14 protein-coding genes are annotated in these 14,748 nt (G+C 32.9%); 11 read left to right on the top strand and 3 right to left on the bottom strand.

The window, feature by feature from the left end; all coding sequences use genetic code 11:
• Nucleotides 1–219 precede the first annotated feature (219 nt).
• From L1276_RS06175 to L1276_RS06155, 5 genes are all read left to right on the top strand, one after another.
• A complete protein-coding gene (locus tag L1276_RS06175; RefSeq protein ID WP_253786192.1) occupies nucleotides 220–549 on the top strand; it encodes a hypothetical protein in 330 nt (109 codons plus the stop codon).
• A 267-nt stretch (nucleotides 550–816) separates the two neighbouring features.
• Entirely contained in the window at nucleotides 817–2,430 is a 1,614-nt protein-coding gene (locus tag L1276_RS06170; protein ID WP_253786190.1) for a CTP synthase, read from the top strand.
• A gap of 82 nt (nucleotides 2,431–2,512) precedes the next feature.
• On the top strand, nucleotides 2,513–4,426 hold the full coding sequence (gene yidC / locus L1276_RS06165; protein ID WP_253786188.1) for a membrane protein insertase YidC: 1,914 nt from the start codon (nucleotides 2,513–2,515) through the stop codon (nucleotides 4,424–4,426).
• A 144-nt stretch (nucleotides 4,427–4,570) separates the two neighbouring features.
• Nucleotides 4,571–5,287 (top strand): toxin-antitoxin system YwqK family antitoxin, encoded by a 717-nt coding sequence (locus L1276_RS06160; protein ID WP_253786187.1) that lies wholly within the window; start codon nucleotides 4,571–4,573, stop codon nucleotides 5,285–5,287.
• Between the two features lie 184 nt (nucleotides 5,288–5,471).
• Complete coding sequence (locus L1276_RS06155) at nucleotides 5,472–6,029, top strand: DUF4956 domain-containing protein (RefSeq protein WP_253786185.1); 558 nt, start codon at nucleotides 5,472–5,474, stop codon at nucleotides 6,027–6,029.
• 221 nt (nucleotides 6,030–6,250) lie between these two features.
• On the opposite strand, the gene L1276_RS06150 is transcribed toward L1276_RS06155, so the two are convergent.
• Both L1276_RS06150 and L1276_RS06145 read right to left on the bottom strand, forming a co-directional pair.
• On the bottom strand, nucleotides 6,251–7,372 hold the full coding sequence (locus L1276_RS06150) for a PEP/pyruvate-binding domain-containing protein (RefSeq protein ID WP_253786183.1): 1,122 nt from the start codon (nucleotides 7,370–7,372) through the stop codon (nucleotides 6,251–6,253).
• 258 nt (nucleotides 7,373–7,630) lie between these two features.
• Nucleotides 7,631–8,128: a hypothetical protein gene (locus tag L1276_RS06145; protein ID WP_253786181.1), complete on the bottom strand. Its 498-nt coding sequence runs from the start codon at nucleotides 8,126–8,128 to the stop codon at nucleotides 7,631–7,633.
• Between the two features lie 143 nt (nucleotides 8,129–8,271).
• Here L1276_RS06145 and mnmA point away from each other — a divergent pair, with 143 nt between their 5' ends.
• From mnmA to L1276_RS06125, 4 genes are read left to right on the top strand one after another with little or no spacing between them, the layout of a single operon-like run.
• Nucleotides 8,272–9,459: a tRNA 2-thiouridine(34) synthase MnmA gene (gene mnmA, locus L1276_RS06140; protein WP_253786179.1), complete on the top strand. Its 1,188-nt coding sequence runs from the start codon at nucleotides 8,272–8,274 to the stop codon at nucleotides 9,457–9,459.
• A gap of 41 nt (nucleotides 9,460–9,500) precedes the next feature.
• Nucleotides 9,501–11,102, top strand: a complete 1,602-nt coding sequence (locus L1276_RS06135; RefSeq protein ID WP_253786177.1) for a S8 family serine peptidase — start codon at nucleotides 9,501–9,503, stop codon at nucleotides 11,100–11,102.
• Nucleotides 11,103–11,111: 9 nt separating this feature from the next.
• Entirely contained in the window at nucleotides 11,112–12,056 is a 945-nt protein-coding gene (locus tag L1276_RS06130; RefSeq protein WP_253786176.1) for a nitronate monooxygenase family protein, read from the top strand.
• A gap of 19 nt (nucleotides 12,057–12,075) precedes the next feature.
• The gene (locus L1276_RS06125) at nucleotides 12,076–12,486 is read left to right on the top strand and encodes a hypothetical protein (RefSeq protein WP_253786170.1); all 411 of its coding nucleotides are present in this window, start codon (nucleotides 12,076–12,078) and stop codon (nucleotides 12,484–12,486) included.
• Between the two features lie 102 nt (nucleotides 12,487–12,588).
• Here L1276_RS06125 and L1276_RS06120 read toward each other — a convergent pair whose 3' ends face one another.
• Entirely contained in the window at nucleotides 12,589–13,026 is a 438-nt protein-coding gene (locus L1276_RS06120) for a DUF4268 domain-containing protein (protein ID WP_253786168.1), read from the bottom strand.
• A gap of 90 nt (nucleotides 13,027–13,116) precedes the next feature.
• On the opposite strand from L1276_RS06120, the gene L1276_RS06115 reads away from it, so the two are divergent.
• A complete protein-coding gene (locus tag L1276_RS06115; RefSeq protein WP_253786166.1) occupies nucleotides 13,117–13,770 on the top strand; it encodes a CoA pyrophosphatase in 654 nt (217 codons plus the stop codon).
• Between the two features lie 122 nt (nucleotides 13,771–13,892).
• A complete protein-coding gene (locus tag L1276_RS06110) occupies nucleotides 13,893–14,723 on the top strand; it encodes a 1-acyl-sn-glycerol-3-phosphate acyltransferase (RefSeq protein WP_253786164.1) in 831 nt (276 codons plus the stop codon).
• Nucleotides 14,724–14,748 lie beyond the last annotated feature (25 nt).

Raw genomic sequence — 14,748 nt, 5'->3', positions numbered from 1 at the left:
AATTTCTAAAAACAAAGTGATACCACAGAATTCAAGCTTGAATTCATAGATGTGTAAAAGTCAGTGTTTTTAAATTATAATATTTTTTTTGTTATTACCCTAAACCTCTTGAGAGGTTCAGAAATCCTTTTTACTTTATTGTTGATAAACTTTGAGGTATTCTCTATTGTTCGCCTAAGTGTTTTTCTATTTTTGTAATTATAAATATCAAAACATTATATGCAAAGTAATTTTAAAAACTCAAATTCCGGTCTGTTTTTAGGTATGATTGCTTTGATATTATCAGTTTTAGCCGGATTTTCGGTAATAATTTCCTGTGTCACTTTTTATATAAGTCTTATTATTGCAATTCCTTTTGGCCTTGTGGCAATTATTTTAGGATTTCTTGCTATAATCCTGGGGAAAATTGGTTTAAATCAAGCAAGAAATGATAATGGTTTTATACTAATTCCAAAGACCGGTTTTGTATTGGGCAGTATTGTTATTTCCATTATTTTTATTGGCGGCTTACTTTTTCTATATCTTATGGCATCTGCTCTTATGCATTAAAAAAAAATAGTAGAGTTAAGAGATTTTTTATGATATAGAAGTTTGTTTTATCTCTTCTATTCTATTTTACAATTTTGATTTTTATGAAAATTAAAGTAATATTCTTAAAAAAAGCTCTAATTAAAAGTTAAAATTATTGATTACAAATCGAAGTAATCGATCTGTTTAAAAATTTGCAAATTATCTCATTCTGGAATTGATAAATTGTCTAATTAAATTTGTACTTTTGCCAAGTTTTTTACACAACTACTTACAAACAACAACAGAATGAATCAAACAAAATATATTTTTGTTACAGGCGGTGTGACTTCTTCATTAGGAAAAGGAATTATCGCGGCATCTTTAGCAAAATTGTTACAAGGAAGAGGATACCGTACAACTATTCAAAAATTTGATCCGTATATTAATGTGGATCCGGGAACATTGAACCCTTATGAGCACGGAGAATGTTATGTAACAGATGATGGTGCAGAAACAGATTTAGATTTAGGTCATTATGAGCGTTTCCTTAACGTTCCTACTTCTCAGGCCAATAACGTTACAACAGGAAGAGTTTATCTTTCAGTTATTGAAAAAGAAAGAAGAGGAGAATTTTTAGGAAAAACAGTTCAGGTTGTTCCTCATATTACAAACGAAATCAAAGACAGAATGCAATTGCTGGGTAAATCTGGCGATTATGATATTGTAATTACTGAAATTGGAGGAACTGTTGGTGATATTGAGTCGTTACCTTATATAGAATCTGTTCGTCAGTTAGTTTGGGAATTAGGAGAAAATAACGGAATTGTTATTCATTTAACATTAGTTCCATTTTTGGCTGCTGCGGGAGAATTAAAAACAAAACCTACACAGCACTCTGTAAAAACGTTGATGGAAAGCGGAATCAAAGCAGATATTTTAGTTTGTAGAACTGAGCATGAATTGTCTCAGGAATTACGTCAAAAACTAGCTTTGTTTTGTAATGTTAAAAAAGAAGCAGTTATTCAGTCAATTGATGCTTCTACCATATATGAAGTTCCAAATTTAATGCTTGAAGAAGGATTAGATGTTGTGGCTTTAAAGAAATTAGATTTACCTAAAAAAGCATCTCCGGACCTTAAAAACTGGAATACTTTCTTAAAAAGATTAAAAAATCCGAAGCAGACTGTAAATATCGGTTTGATTGGAAAATATGTAGAAATGCAGGATTGTTACAAATCTATTTTAGAGGCATTCATTCATGCTGGTGCTGCAAATGAAACTAAAGTTAATGTTATTTCTATTCACTCAGAACACATTAATATTGATAATGTTGAAGAAAAATTAGGGCCGCTTGACGGAGTTCTGGTTGCACCAGGATTTGGAGAAAGAGGTATTGAAGGGAAAATCGAAGCAGTTCGTTATGCACGTGAAAATAATATTCCGTTTTTCGGAATTTGTTTAGGAATGCAGATGTCTGTTATCGAATATTCTAGAAATATTTTAGGTTATGCTGATGCCAATTCAACAGAGATGAACGAGAAAACGCCTCATCCGGTTGTGAATTTAATGGAAGAACAAAAAAATGTTACAGATAAAGGCGGTACAATGCGTTTAGGAGCTTGGAAATGTGATATTAAACCAAATACGCTGGCACATAAAATTTATGGCGAAACAACAATTTCAGAGCGTCACCGTCACCGTTATGAGTACAATAATAAATATGCTGACGAATTGCAAAAAGCGGGTTTAAAAGCTTCTGGAGTAAACCCTGATACTGGATTAGTAGAAATTGTGGAGCTTGAAAACCACCCATTCTTTATAGGTGTTCAATACCACCCGGAATACAAAAGTACAGTTGCAAATCCGCACCCAATATTTGTAAACTTTGTGGCAGCTGCCGTAAATGCACATAAAAAATAATAATTAATATTCTAAGAAACTGTAACTTTTGAGATCGACTCATTACTAATAAGTTTCAACGAATAACTTTTTTAAATTAATAATGGAAGAAAAAAAATTAGACCTTAATTCAATCATTGGTTTTGTATTGATATTTGGAATTTTGATTTGGATTTTTTATCAAAATCAACCTTCTGAGAAAGAAATTGCTGCTGAAAAAGCCAAGAAAGAATTAGTAGCTAAACAAGAAGCTCAGGCTAAAGCTGATAAAACTAAAACTGCTATTGCACCAACTGCAGCAGCGACACCAGGCGATACAGTTCAATTGGCACAATTGCAAAAAACTTTAGGTGGTTTCGCATATTCTGCTGCGCTTCCTTCTGCAAAAGAATCTTTTACTACAATTGAAAATGAAAAGATCAAACTTAAAATCGCTAATAAAGGGGGATATATAGTTGAAGCTACTTTAAAAGAATTCAAAAAGTTTGAGAAAAATTCAGGGCAATTAGTTGAATTAATTAAAGACAATAATTCTAATTTAAACATTCAATTACAAACAATTGACAACAGAACTTTAAACTCTAAAGATTTGTATTTTGAGCCGACTTTGGAAAAAATTGGTGCAGATCAGGTTTTATCAATGCGTTTGAAAGCTGGAGCTAATGAATTTTTAGAATATAAATATATACTAAAACCAAATGACTATTTAGTTGGTTTTGATATTCGTTCTCAAGGATTGAATAAGGTTTTAAATTCGTCTAAACCATTAGATTTACAATGGGATTTAAAAACCTACAGAAACGAAAAAAGTATTTCTTATGAAAACCGTTATGCTGAAATTTATTATGAGCATGAAGATGGTAAAATAAACTATGCAGGTTTAGGAAAGCATGAAGAAGAAACGGTTGAAAAAGTTAGTTTTATAGCTTACAAACAACACTTTTTTACTTCTATATTAGTTACAGATAAACCATTTGCAACCTCTAAATTAGAATCAATTAATTTAGTAAATGACGAAAAAATAGATACTGTTTTTACAAAACAGTTTAAAGCAAATGTTCCTTTAGCATTTTCAAATGGCGAAATTGATTATAAAATGCAATGGTATTTTGGGCCAGCAGATTATAAAGTTTTAAAATCTTACGATAAAAATTTCCAAAAAATTATTCCGTTAGGATGGGGAATTTTCGGTTGGATTAACAGATTGATTTTTATTCCGTTATTTGGATTCTTAAGTTCAACAATTGGATTATCATTAGGAATTGCGATTATCATTTTCACAATTATCATCAAGTTGGCCATGTCGCCAATTACTTATAAGTCGTTCTTGTCGCAGGCTAAAATGAAAGTTTTACGTCCGGAGATTACAGAGTTGGGAGAAAAATTCAAAAAAGACCCAATGAAGAAACAGCAGGAAACAATGAAACTGTACAACAAAGCAGGAGTAAACCCAATGGCAGGATGTATCCCGGCATTGATTCAGCTTCCGTTTATGTATGCATCATTCCAGTTCTTCCCATCAGCTTTTGAGTTGAGACAAAAAGGTTTCCTTTGGGCAGACGATTTGTCATCTTTTGATGCTGTTGCAAAATTACCATTCAATATTCCAATGTATGGAGATCACATTAGTTTGTTTCCAATTTTGGCAGCAATTGCGATTTTCTTCTACATGAAAATGACTTCTGGAGATCAGCAAATGGCTGCGCCTCAGCAGGAAGGTATGCCGGATATGGCTAAAATGATGAAAATCATGATTTATGTTTCACCATTAATGATGTTGATTTTCTTCAATAGTTATGGTGCTGGTTTAAGTTTATACAACTTTATTTCAAACTTAATTACAATTGGAATCATGTTCGTTATCAAAAATTATATTGTTGACAGCGATAAGATTCACGCTCAAATTCAGGAAAATAAATTGAGAGAGCCTAAAAAACCAAGTAAGTTTCAGCAACGTCTTCAAGATGTGATGGAGCAGCAGGAGGCAGCTAAGAAAACTCAAAATAAAAAGAAATAAATTTTTAAAATCCCGATTCAATCGGGATTTTTTTATTTTAAGAGCTAAGTTTTCTTTCGAATAGAAAATGAATATTTTAACTTTGAGGAGAATTAAAATACTTTATGAAACGATTTTTCGTTTAAGTTTTAAATTGAATAACAAATGATTTCTAAAAGAATAATAATTGGACTGGCATTATTGAATGTTATGTTTTTAAGCGCGCAAAACGAATTTAATAAATTAGATGCCAACGGTAAAAAAGATGGGATCTGGAAAGGTGTTTATGAGTCTAAACGCCCGCGTTATGAAGGAACTTTCAGTCATGGGAAAGAAACAGGCATTTTTAATTTTTTTGATGATACCCAAAAAGGCGACGTAATTGCAACGCGCGATTTTACGGCTAATGATGGAAGTTCGTACACCATTTTTTACGACCAGAAAAAGAATAAAGTAAGTGAAGGAAAAGAAATAGGAAAAGACAGAGAAGGAGAGTGGAAATATTATCACAAAGCTTCTAAAGTTTTAATGAGTTCTGAAAACTACAAAAAAGGCAAACTTCAAGGGGCAAAAACGGTCTATTATCCAAATGCGAAAGTTGCTGAAGAAATGACATATCAAAATGGTTCAAGAGAAGGAAACTATAAAAAATACGGACAAAACGGAACGCTTTTAGAAGATGCGACATATAAAAATAATGAGTTTAACGGTGATGCAACATTTTATGATGCAGATGGAGCTGTTGCCTCTAAAGGAAAATTTGTAAATGGAAAAAAAGCAGGAATTTGGCAGTTTTATACCAAAGGCAAATTAACCAAAGAAGTTAATATGAGCGACCCAAAAGCGAGCTATAAAGCCGATTCTAAACCTAAAAATGAATAATATCACTAGCCGGCCGCGGTTAGTTTTTGTTTGCCGCGAATTACACTAATTTCACTAATTTTTAGTTATCCAAAACAGAAATAATTCGTGAAATTAGTGTAATTCGTGGCAAATCTTTTTTATTTTAAATAAGTTAAATCAAAATATAAATTGTTTAAATTTGATTTGTTAATATTTTGATTCAATGGATTTAAACGAACTTACCGGACGGTTTTTATTGTTGTTTTTTTCGATTTTGCTTCTGTATTTTTTCTCTAATAGAAAAGATAACGAAACCATAAATCCGTTAATGGTAATTGTTGGACTTTGCACATTTTCGCTTTGCTATTTGTTTACAAAAATCGAAATTGGCGTTGGAATTGGTTTTGGATTATTTGCTATTTTTTCCATTCTAAGATTCAGGACACAATCGTTTACCGTAAATGCCATAATCTTTCTTTTTGCAACGATTACACTTTCTATTTTAGATATAATGTATCCTTTCGAAAAAATAGAAATATTGCTCTTCTTTCAGGTTATCATAATCGGTTTTTATATTGCGGCATCGATTATTGTCAATAAAAAGGCTTCGAATTATTTTAATGCAGTCGATGTAAAAATCCCTTTAATAAGTGATTTTTCTTTAGAAAATGAAAACATACGCAAAGCAATTCAAGAGAAAATAAATATTAAAGATTTTGCTTTTAAAATTGTTTTGATCAATACCGTAACAAACGAAATAGATCTTTTAGTTTTTTATTAGAGAGGTAAATTCAGAAATAAACATCAGAAGTTTTTCACCCAGATTTAGCAGATTTTTTTTGATAAAGTTTCTCGAATAATAATCTGTGAAATCTGCGAGAGATTTTTTCCGTACATTTTATTAATCATTTTAATCCTTTAATCTGTGGCAGAATAAAAAACTGTATCTGCATCAATAGTAGGTTAAAGTAATTGTAATAAAAGTTAATGATTAAATTGTACCTAATCATTAAAAGGACGAACCTGTTTGATGTATAAATCCCTGTTTTCGCCCACAATCTTAAATTCCATATCGACAGGATGAAACTGATTTTTTCTCCAATAACGGTACATTCTTTCCTCGATTTTTTTACTCACCATAAAAAGCCGGCTCATTTCTTTTCTGCTTAATAAAGGCTCATTATCATTTAGATTTGAATTTGAGGTATAATCAACATCAAAATCATCATCGTTTGTTCCGGAATTAAAATGATAAGCTGTAAACTGCTCGCAGATTTCTCCTTTTTCTGGCTTTACAACCGAGTTTTCTCCTTTTTGGATATTCACTGTAATGCCGGGGAAATTTTGCCTGAAAATGTTCTTTGTAATCACAACGCCATTTGCCAGTTCATCAGGAAAAGAACGATGAACCAAAACGCCCATTGCAATATTTTGCTGATCGATTCCAAAAAGTTCCCTTTCGTTATACGAAGCTTCATTCCATACACTGGCCCAAACTTGTTTAATTGCTTTTTCAAATGTTTTAATGCTGTCGCCTAAAATTCCGGTTTTAGAATCATATAAACCAGCGCCATTAAAATCATCTAAATCTTCGGCATTTGTTGAAGATCGAAATCTGAAATTTTTAAACTTAGCATTTTTAAAAGCCAGATTTAGTTTTGAAAGCAGTTCAGAATCTACAGGTTCTTTTTTAATTGCATCGCGAATTCTTTTCAATTGCTGATTAATCCAAACCGTAGAATCTTTCTTCGGAAAGGTCAAAAGTTCATTTATTAAAGGAGAAATGGATTCCTTTTGAATATGTTTTGAATAATAATAGAACGGAATAGCATGTGCATCTTCGGGTGTTTTAAACGAAATTTCTTTGGATATAGCAATCAAATACGCCATGTTTTGAGCTTTTGACCCAATATAATTAACACCTTTTTTGGGGATTTTAGACAAGTCGACTAAATCTGTAATAGAGTTATCTATAGTCAGCTTTTTGGTTTTAGAATTTGCTTTAACTACTATTTTTTTATTCGTTTCTTTGATGAAAAAAGTATCGACTTCAATTTTAAGTTCTACTTTTTTAGAAAGCAGTTTTTGGATGTTTTCATCTTTAAAAGCAAGCGTATATGCCATAATAGGAATCTTTCGGTTCTTTCCTAAAAGCACTAAATGGCTGAGTGGTGTTTGTAAATCAGTTACTATAATTCCCTTAACATTTGGTAAGATATCCGGCGTTCCATCTAAAACTATAATTTCATCCGGTTTAGGTTTTATTTTGTCTAAATCATTGATTTTATATTGTTTTAAAATCCCAATATTCGTTCCGGAAACTACTTCCTGATATTTTATTTCATTAAAAATATAATCTGATTTTACACAAGGAATTTTAAATTATTCCAAACGAAACCATTCCATCTGTTCAGGATTATTCAGGTAAAATTTTAGATTTTCCCCAATAAAAGTTGATTTTTTAACTAAGCTGAAAAAACGTTCTATAAGTTCAATAGGCATATGATCTGAGGCCGCTAATTCGAAAATCCATTTATCAGTTCCCTTAATATGATTGAGATTTCCAAGTAAAAAATCACGATTTTTTTGAGTGTTGCTGTAATTCTCGTTATTAAAAATCTCTAAATCGTAATTGTAATTGAGGTAATTGGTTGCGAAATCATAATGAAGGGGGATTACTGTGCTGTTGAAGTAATACATTTTCTGCTTTCGTAAATCGTAGATTACTTTAACAGATTCAATATTCGAAAATTTATCAGACAAAGGTTTTCCTCTAAACGCTTTATAAGCTTCATAATTTTCTAATGATGAAGAATATCTTTGAGCGCTTAAAGACATAAAAATGAAAAAGAAAAACAAGCCGTAAATATATCTTTTCATGACAATTTTTAATGAATATTAAAAGTAAGTATTTAAACCATAAGTTTTATCTACCATCGAATTATATAAACCAATCAAAACCATTATAATTTTCTAAAATATGGCGTATCTTTGCACCCTTGTAAAAATATAAATATTTTAAAATGAAACGAGTAGTAGTTGGTCTTTCTGGTGGAGTAGATTCTAGTGTTGCGGCTTATTTATTGCAGCAGCAAGGATACGAAGTTATTGGACTTTTTATGAAAAATTGGCACGATGATTCGGTTACTATTTCTAACGAATGTCCTTGGTTAGAAGATAGTAACGATGCTTTGTTGGTGGCAGAAAAACTTGGAATACCGTTTCAAACAGTTGATTTAAGCGAAGAATACAAAGAAAAAATCGTTGATTATATGTTCAACGAGTACGAAAAAGGAAGAACTCCAAATCCTGACGTGCTTTGTAACCGCGAAATCAAATTTGATGTTTTTATGAAAATCGCCCTAAGTCTTGGAGCCGATTATGTTGCCACAGGACATTACTGCCAAAAAAATGAAGTTGAAGTTGACGGAAAAAAGGTTTACCAATTAATTGCCGGAAATGATGTCAACAAAGATCAGTCGTATTTTTTATGTCAATTATCTCAGGAACAATTATCAAAAGCATTGTTCCCTATTGGGGCTTTGACAAAACCGGAAGTTCGCGAAATTGCTGCTGAAATGGAATTAGTAACTGCCGAAAAGAAAGATTCTCAAGGACTTTGTTTTATCGGAAAAGTTCGTTTACCTGAATTTTTACAACAAAAATTGCAGCCAAAAGAAGGTGTAATTGTGCAGATTGACAAAAATGATCCGATTTATACTATTGAAAAACCAACTGGAATTTCTTTAGAAGATGAACTGAAAATTGAAGCTCAAAAACTGGATTATCTTCCAACAATGGGAAAAGTGATGGGTAAACATCAGGGAGCGCATTATTTTACAAACGGACAAAGAAAAGGATTAAATGTTGGAGGAACTACAGATCCTTTGTTTGTAATTGCTACAAATGTGGATACTAATACTATTTATACTGGTTTAACGAGTAATCATCCTGGATTGTTCAGGAAAGCATTGTTTGTGGGAAATTCAGAAATACACTGGGTTCGCGAGGATTTGAAATTAAACGAAGGCGAAAAAATGGAAGTAATGGCAAGAATTCGTTACCGTCAGCCATTACAGAAAGCAACTTTGCATCAGTTTGAAGGCGGCATGTACGTTCGTTTTGAAGAACCGCAGTCTGCTATTACAGAAGGTCAGTTTGTTGCTTGGTATTTAGAAAATGAATTAGTTGGTTCGGGAGTAATTTCTTAGCTTTATACTTTCTTAGGAAGCAATTCCATAAAAAGTATATTATGAGATATAACTTTACTATCCTTTTATTATTTCTTTCGTTTGCAGTATTTGCACAAGAAGATGCCTGGGTTTATTTTAATGCAAAGCCTAATTCTCAGGCTTTCTTTAGTAATCCGTTGACAGAGCTTTCTCAGAGAGCTCTAGATCGAAGAACAAATCAAAATATACCTTTAGATGTTACAGATGCTCCATTAGAAGCTTCGTATGTAAATCAGATTACGATTAGTACGGGAATAATTGTAATGGCGCAGTCGAAATGGCTGAATGCTCTTCATATTCAGGGAACTCAGGCAAACATAAATGCACTAAAAGGATTATCTTTTGTGTCTAAAGTAGATTTTGCAGATAAAACCTTAAATACCACAGGAAAAAAAGTTTCAGAAACGAAAACGACTAAAAATCTCAATAAGCTGGAAGCGGCTGTAGATTATTCTTATGGAAATTCTGCTAATCAAATCCAAATGCTGAACGGACAAGTTTTGCATCAGCAGAATTTTACAGGACAAGGAAAAATTATAGCGGTTTTAGATGGAGGTTTTCCAGGTGTAAATACGGCGCAGCCTTTTGAAAATCTTAGAAACAATAACCGAATTCTAGGCGGTTACGATTATACTTCACGAAATCCTAATTTCTACACGGGCAGTGATCACGGAACAAAAGTACTTTCGACAATGGGCGGTTATAAAGAAAACTTTTTGGTGGGAACTGCTCCAAATGCCTCTTATTATCTTTTTATTACAGAAATTAATGCTTTTGAAAACCCTGTAGAAGAATCACTTTGGGTTGAAGCAGCAGAAAAAGCAGATGCTTTGGGAGTGGATATAATTACGACTTCATTGGGATATTTTGGTGATCGGACAGAACCGAGATACAATCATACATACAGTGATATGAACGGCATTACCAATTTTGTTTCGCGTGGTGCCGAAGCAGCTTTTAGTAAAGGAATATTAGTTTTGGCTTCTGCGGGAAATGAAGGTGGCAGAGCAGAAAAACATATTGGATCTCCGGCTGATGCTGTTTCTGTTTTGGCAATTGGTTCGGTTACCGCAAGTAAATCAATATCAAGTTTCAGTTCGATTGGGCCAAGTTCTGACGGAAGAATAAAACCGGATATAATGGCTCAAGGCACAGCTTCGGTGGTTTCTGATGCAAACGGAAATATTGGAACTGCAAGCGGAACTTCTTTTTCATGTCCAATTATGGCGGGAATGGCGGCTTCTTTGTGGCAGGCTTTTCCAGCTAAAACCAATAAAGAAATCAGACAAATGATTTTGGCTTCTTCAGATAGATATACGACTCCTGATAATAATTACGGATATGGAATCCCAAATTTTGGTTCTACTCTAGGAGTTGATGTTTTTGGGGTAACTTCAGATTTTTTAGTTTATCCAAATCCAACCAAAACAGCTGTTTCTTTTTTGTTCAACAATGAAACGGCTTCGGTATCTATATATTCATTATTAGGGCAAAAACTGATAGAGAAACAAATAACAAATCTAGATCCGGTTCTTTCTGTAGAAGGTTTAAACAATGGTCTTTATTTTTACACTTTTGATGCAGGAAGTGTGCATAAAACAGGAAAAATAATAAAACAATAAAAAGTTTTAATGAACAGAATTACAAAGCTTTTCAATATAAAATATCCAATTATTCAAGGCGGAATGATTTGGAATAGTGGTTATAAATTAGCATCGGCAGTTAGTAATGCCGGTGGATTAGGTTTAATTGGTGCGGGATCAATGTATCCGGATGTTTTAAGAGAACACATCCAGAAATGCAAAAAAGCTGCTGATAGGTCTTTTGGAGTTAATATTCCGATGTTGTATCCAAATATTGAAGAGATCATGAATATCGTGGTTGAAGAAGACGTAAAAATCGTTTTTACTTCGGCAGGAAATCCAAAAACATGGACTTCATTTTTAAAGGAAAAAGGAATTACCGTAGTTCATGTAGTCAGCAGCAGTGTTTTTGCTTTAAAAGCACAGGAAGCGGGCGTTGATGCTATTGTTGCCGAAGGTTTTGAAGCCGGAGGACATAACGGACGTGATGAAACGACGACGTTAACTTTGATTCCGATGGTGAAGGAAAAAATTCAAATTCCAATAATTGCTGCAGGCGGAATCGCAACGGGCAGAGGAATGCTTGCTGCAATGGTTCTAGGTGCCGATGGCGTTCAGGTTGGAAGCCGTTTTGCTGCATCGATAGAGTCATCTGCTCACAATAATTTCAAACAAACAATAGTTAATATAAAAGAAGGAGATACTCAATTGACTTTAAAAGAATTAGCTCCGGTTCGATTGGTGAAAAATAAGTTTTATAATGACGTTCAGGCTCTATATGAAAAATGTCCTTCTAAAGAAGATTTAATTGAGCTTCTGGGAAGAGCAAGAGCTAAAAAAGGAATGTTTGAAGGAGATCTGGAAGAAGGTGAACTCGAAATAGGGCAAATCGCCGGACTTATTCATGAAATTTTACCTGTTGAACAAATTGTTCAAGAAATGATAGCCGATTTCAAAGCAGCTCGCGAAGAAAAAGCTACATTTGAGTTTTAATTACCCCCAAGAAATATTTATGAATTCTATTCGCACTTATATAATTATATTGTTTTTGGCTTTTGGACTGCAGCAGGTTCAAAGTCAGTCTTATCATTTTAAAACATCCGGATTTAGTGTTTTAGAAAAAAACGAAAGAGGCAGATGGGGACAATGGTCGAATCTGGATTTGGTAAATCTTTCGGTTGTATTAGATACAGATAAGCATAGGATTGTTGTGTACTCTCAGGAAATTCAGCTGTTTAGTATTCTTGATTATATTGAAAGAGAAGAAAATGATACGGATATTGTGTATTCTTTTCTATGTAAAGATAATGATGGAAAAGAATGTAAACTTTCAATTATTACAAGAAAAAAACAGGATAATCGCAAACAGCTTTATATTAATTATGACGATCATATTATAGTTTACAATATTTTTACTGTATAAATACCAAACCCTACAGATTTTATTCCGAAGCCTCGGGGATAAAATCTGTAGGGTTTGGTTAAATAAAAATCTTAGAATTTCAATACTTAGAAGCTTAGTGACTCAGGCATCAATTTCCTTAATAAATTCATCATACTCCAGATAAAACATCTCGAGAGCATGCATTTTTTCGTTGAAAAAATCGAAAATAGCATCCCAGTTATTGCGGTTGCTGAAACCTAATCCTAGTTTTTCAACCCAGATTCTGCTTATTGTTTTACCGCTTTCAAGAGTATAGTTTTTTTCGAAAACCAAATCTTTAATAAATTCCTCTTCCAGAATATTTTTTAAAGCTTCAATTTTTTCAAAATAAGCATTTCGTTTTTCATCGCTTCGGTGTTCAATGTCAATTAAAACCTGGGCTTTTTTATTGTCTACATAAAACTTAAAAGAGAAATCTTTTATTTTGGTGTCATAAAGAACCCATTTTCTAGGATACTTTTCTGCGAAAGCAACCCAAAATTCCCTTTTCATTCTTTGTGATTCTTCTCTGCTGTACATTTTTATGGCTTTGTTTTAGAAAACTTGTAGAACCGCATTTTCTAGAGTATATTTATATTTTAATTGAAAGTACAAAAATAAACTTTGAATATGGATTTTCAAGATTTTTTGCAATATGTTCCTAATTTAATTCCAGTTGAACTTCCGGCAGAATCAGCGCACGCAAAAATGGCACCCTTAGAACGCATTCAGGCGTTGAAAAATTTAGATATTAACGCAAAAAATCCAAGAATTGCTGCAGTTATGATGTTGTTTTATCCCAAAAATGAAAAAACACATCTTATTTTAATTGTTCGAAATGCTTACAATGGGGTTCATTCTTCACAAATTGCATTTCCAGGCGGAAAATATGAATCTACAGATCGTGATTATCAGGAAACCGCTTTGCGTGAAACGAATGAAGAAATTGGTGTTCTTCCTGAAAAAATTGAAATCATAAAGTATTTTACTCCCATGTATATACCGCCAAGTAATTTTTTGGTTCATCCTTTTTTAGGAATTGCCAAAGAAGAACTTGTGTTTTATCCGGATGCCCGTGAGGTCGCTTCTATTATCGAATTGCCGTTATCTGTTTTTTTAGACGACGAAATTATTATCGAAACCACATTGTCTACTTCTTATGGAAATGATATTCTCGTTCCAGCCTTCAATATTCAAAATCATATTGTCTGGGGAGCAACAGCGATGATTTTGAGCGAATTGAGGGATGTTTTAAAATTTACTTTTTCAGAAAATCTACTTTAAAATAAAATTAACAATTTGATATTCATGGTGATAGTGAATTATTGCGTAAATTGTATAAAAGTATTGCTAAAACAATAATTTTTGTATGTTTGCCACTTAACCAAAATACACAAAACGAGATTATGGGATTGTTTAAACGAAATCCTTTCGGACATATATTATTTATCAAGAAATGGTTAATCCGTATTTTGGGTGCCATGACTCACCGCAGATATAGAGGTTTTAATGATTTGCAGATTGAAGGATCTGAAATAATTAAAACGCTGCCGGATACAAATGTTTTGTTTATATCCAATCATCAAACTTATTTTGCCGATGTTGTGGCTATGTTTCATGTGTTTAACGCAAGTTTAAGCGGACGTCAAGATACTATTAAGAACATTGGTTATTTGTGGCAGCCTAAAATGAATATTTACTATGTTGCTGCAAAAGAAACTATGCAGGCCGGATTACTGCCTAGAATTTTAGCATACGTTGGCGCAATTACCGTAGAAAGAACCTGGCGTGCAAAAGGTGTTGATGTTACTGAAAAACGCGACGTAAATCCAAACGACACTGAAAATATCCGTATTGCACTTGAAGACGGCTGGGTTATTACCTTTCCGCAGGGAACAACAAAGTCATTCAAACCCGTTCGTAAAGGTACAGCACATATAATCAAACAGCACAAACCAATTGTAATTCCTATTGTTATCGATGGTTTCCGTCGTTCTTTTGATAAAAAAGGGCTTCGTATGAAAAAGAAAAATATACTTCAGTCTTTCATCATCAAAGAACCTCTTGAAATTGATTATGAAAATGACACAATCGAAGAAATCGTAGAAAAAGTAGAATATGCTATCGAACAACATCCTTCATTTTTAAAAGTCATTCCAGCCGAAGTAATCAAAGCCGAAGAAGAGCTTAACGAAATGAGAAGATGGAGCTATAAAGCAACGGAAAACGAAAGTTAGGTTTAGTTTTTTGTTTCATGTTTAA

It is taken from the genome of Flavobacterium sp. HSC-32F16, assembly GCF_024171645.1.
Taxonomy (GTDB): Bacteria; Bacteroidota; Bacteroidia; order Flavobacteriales; family Flavobacteriaceae; genus Flavobacterium.
Note: the sequence above shows the minus strand (reverse complement) of the source record. Positions and strands in the feature narration are given on the sequence as shown.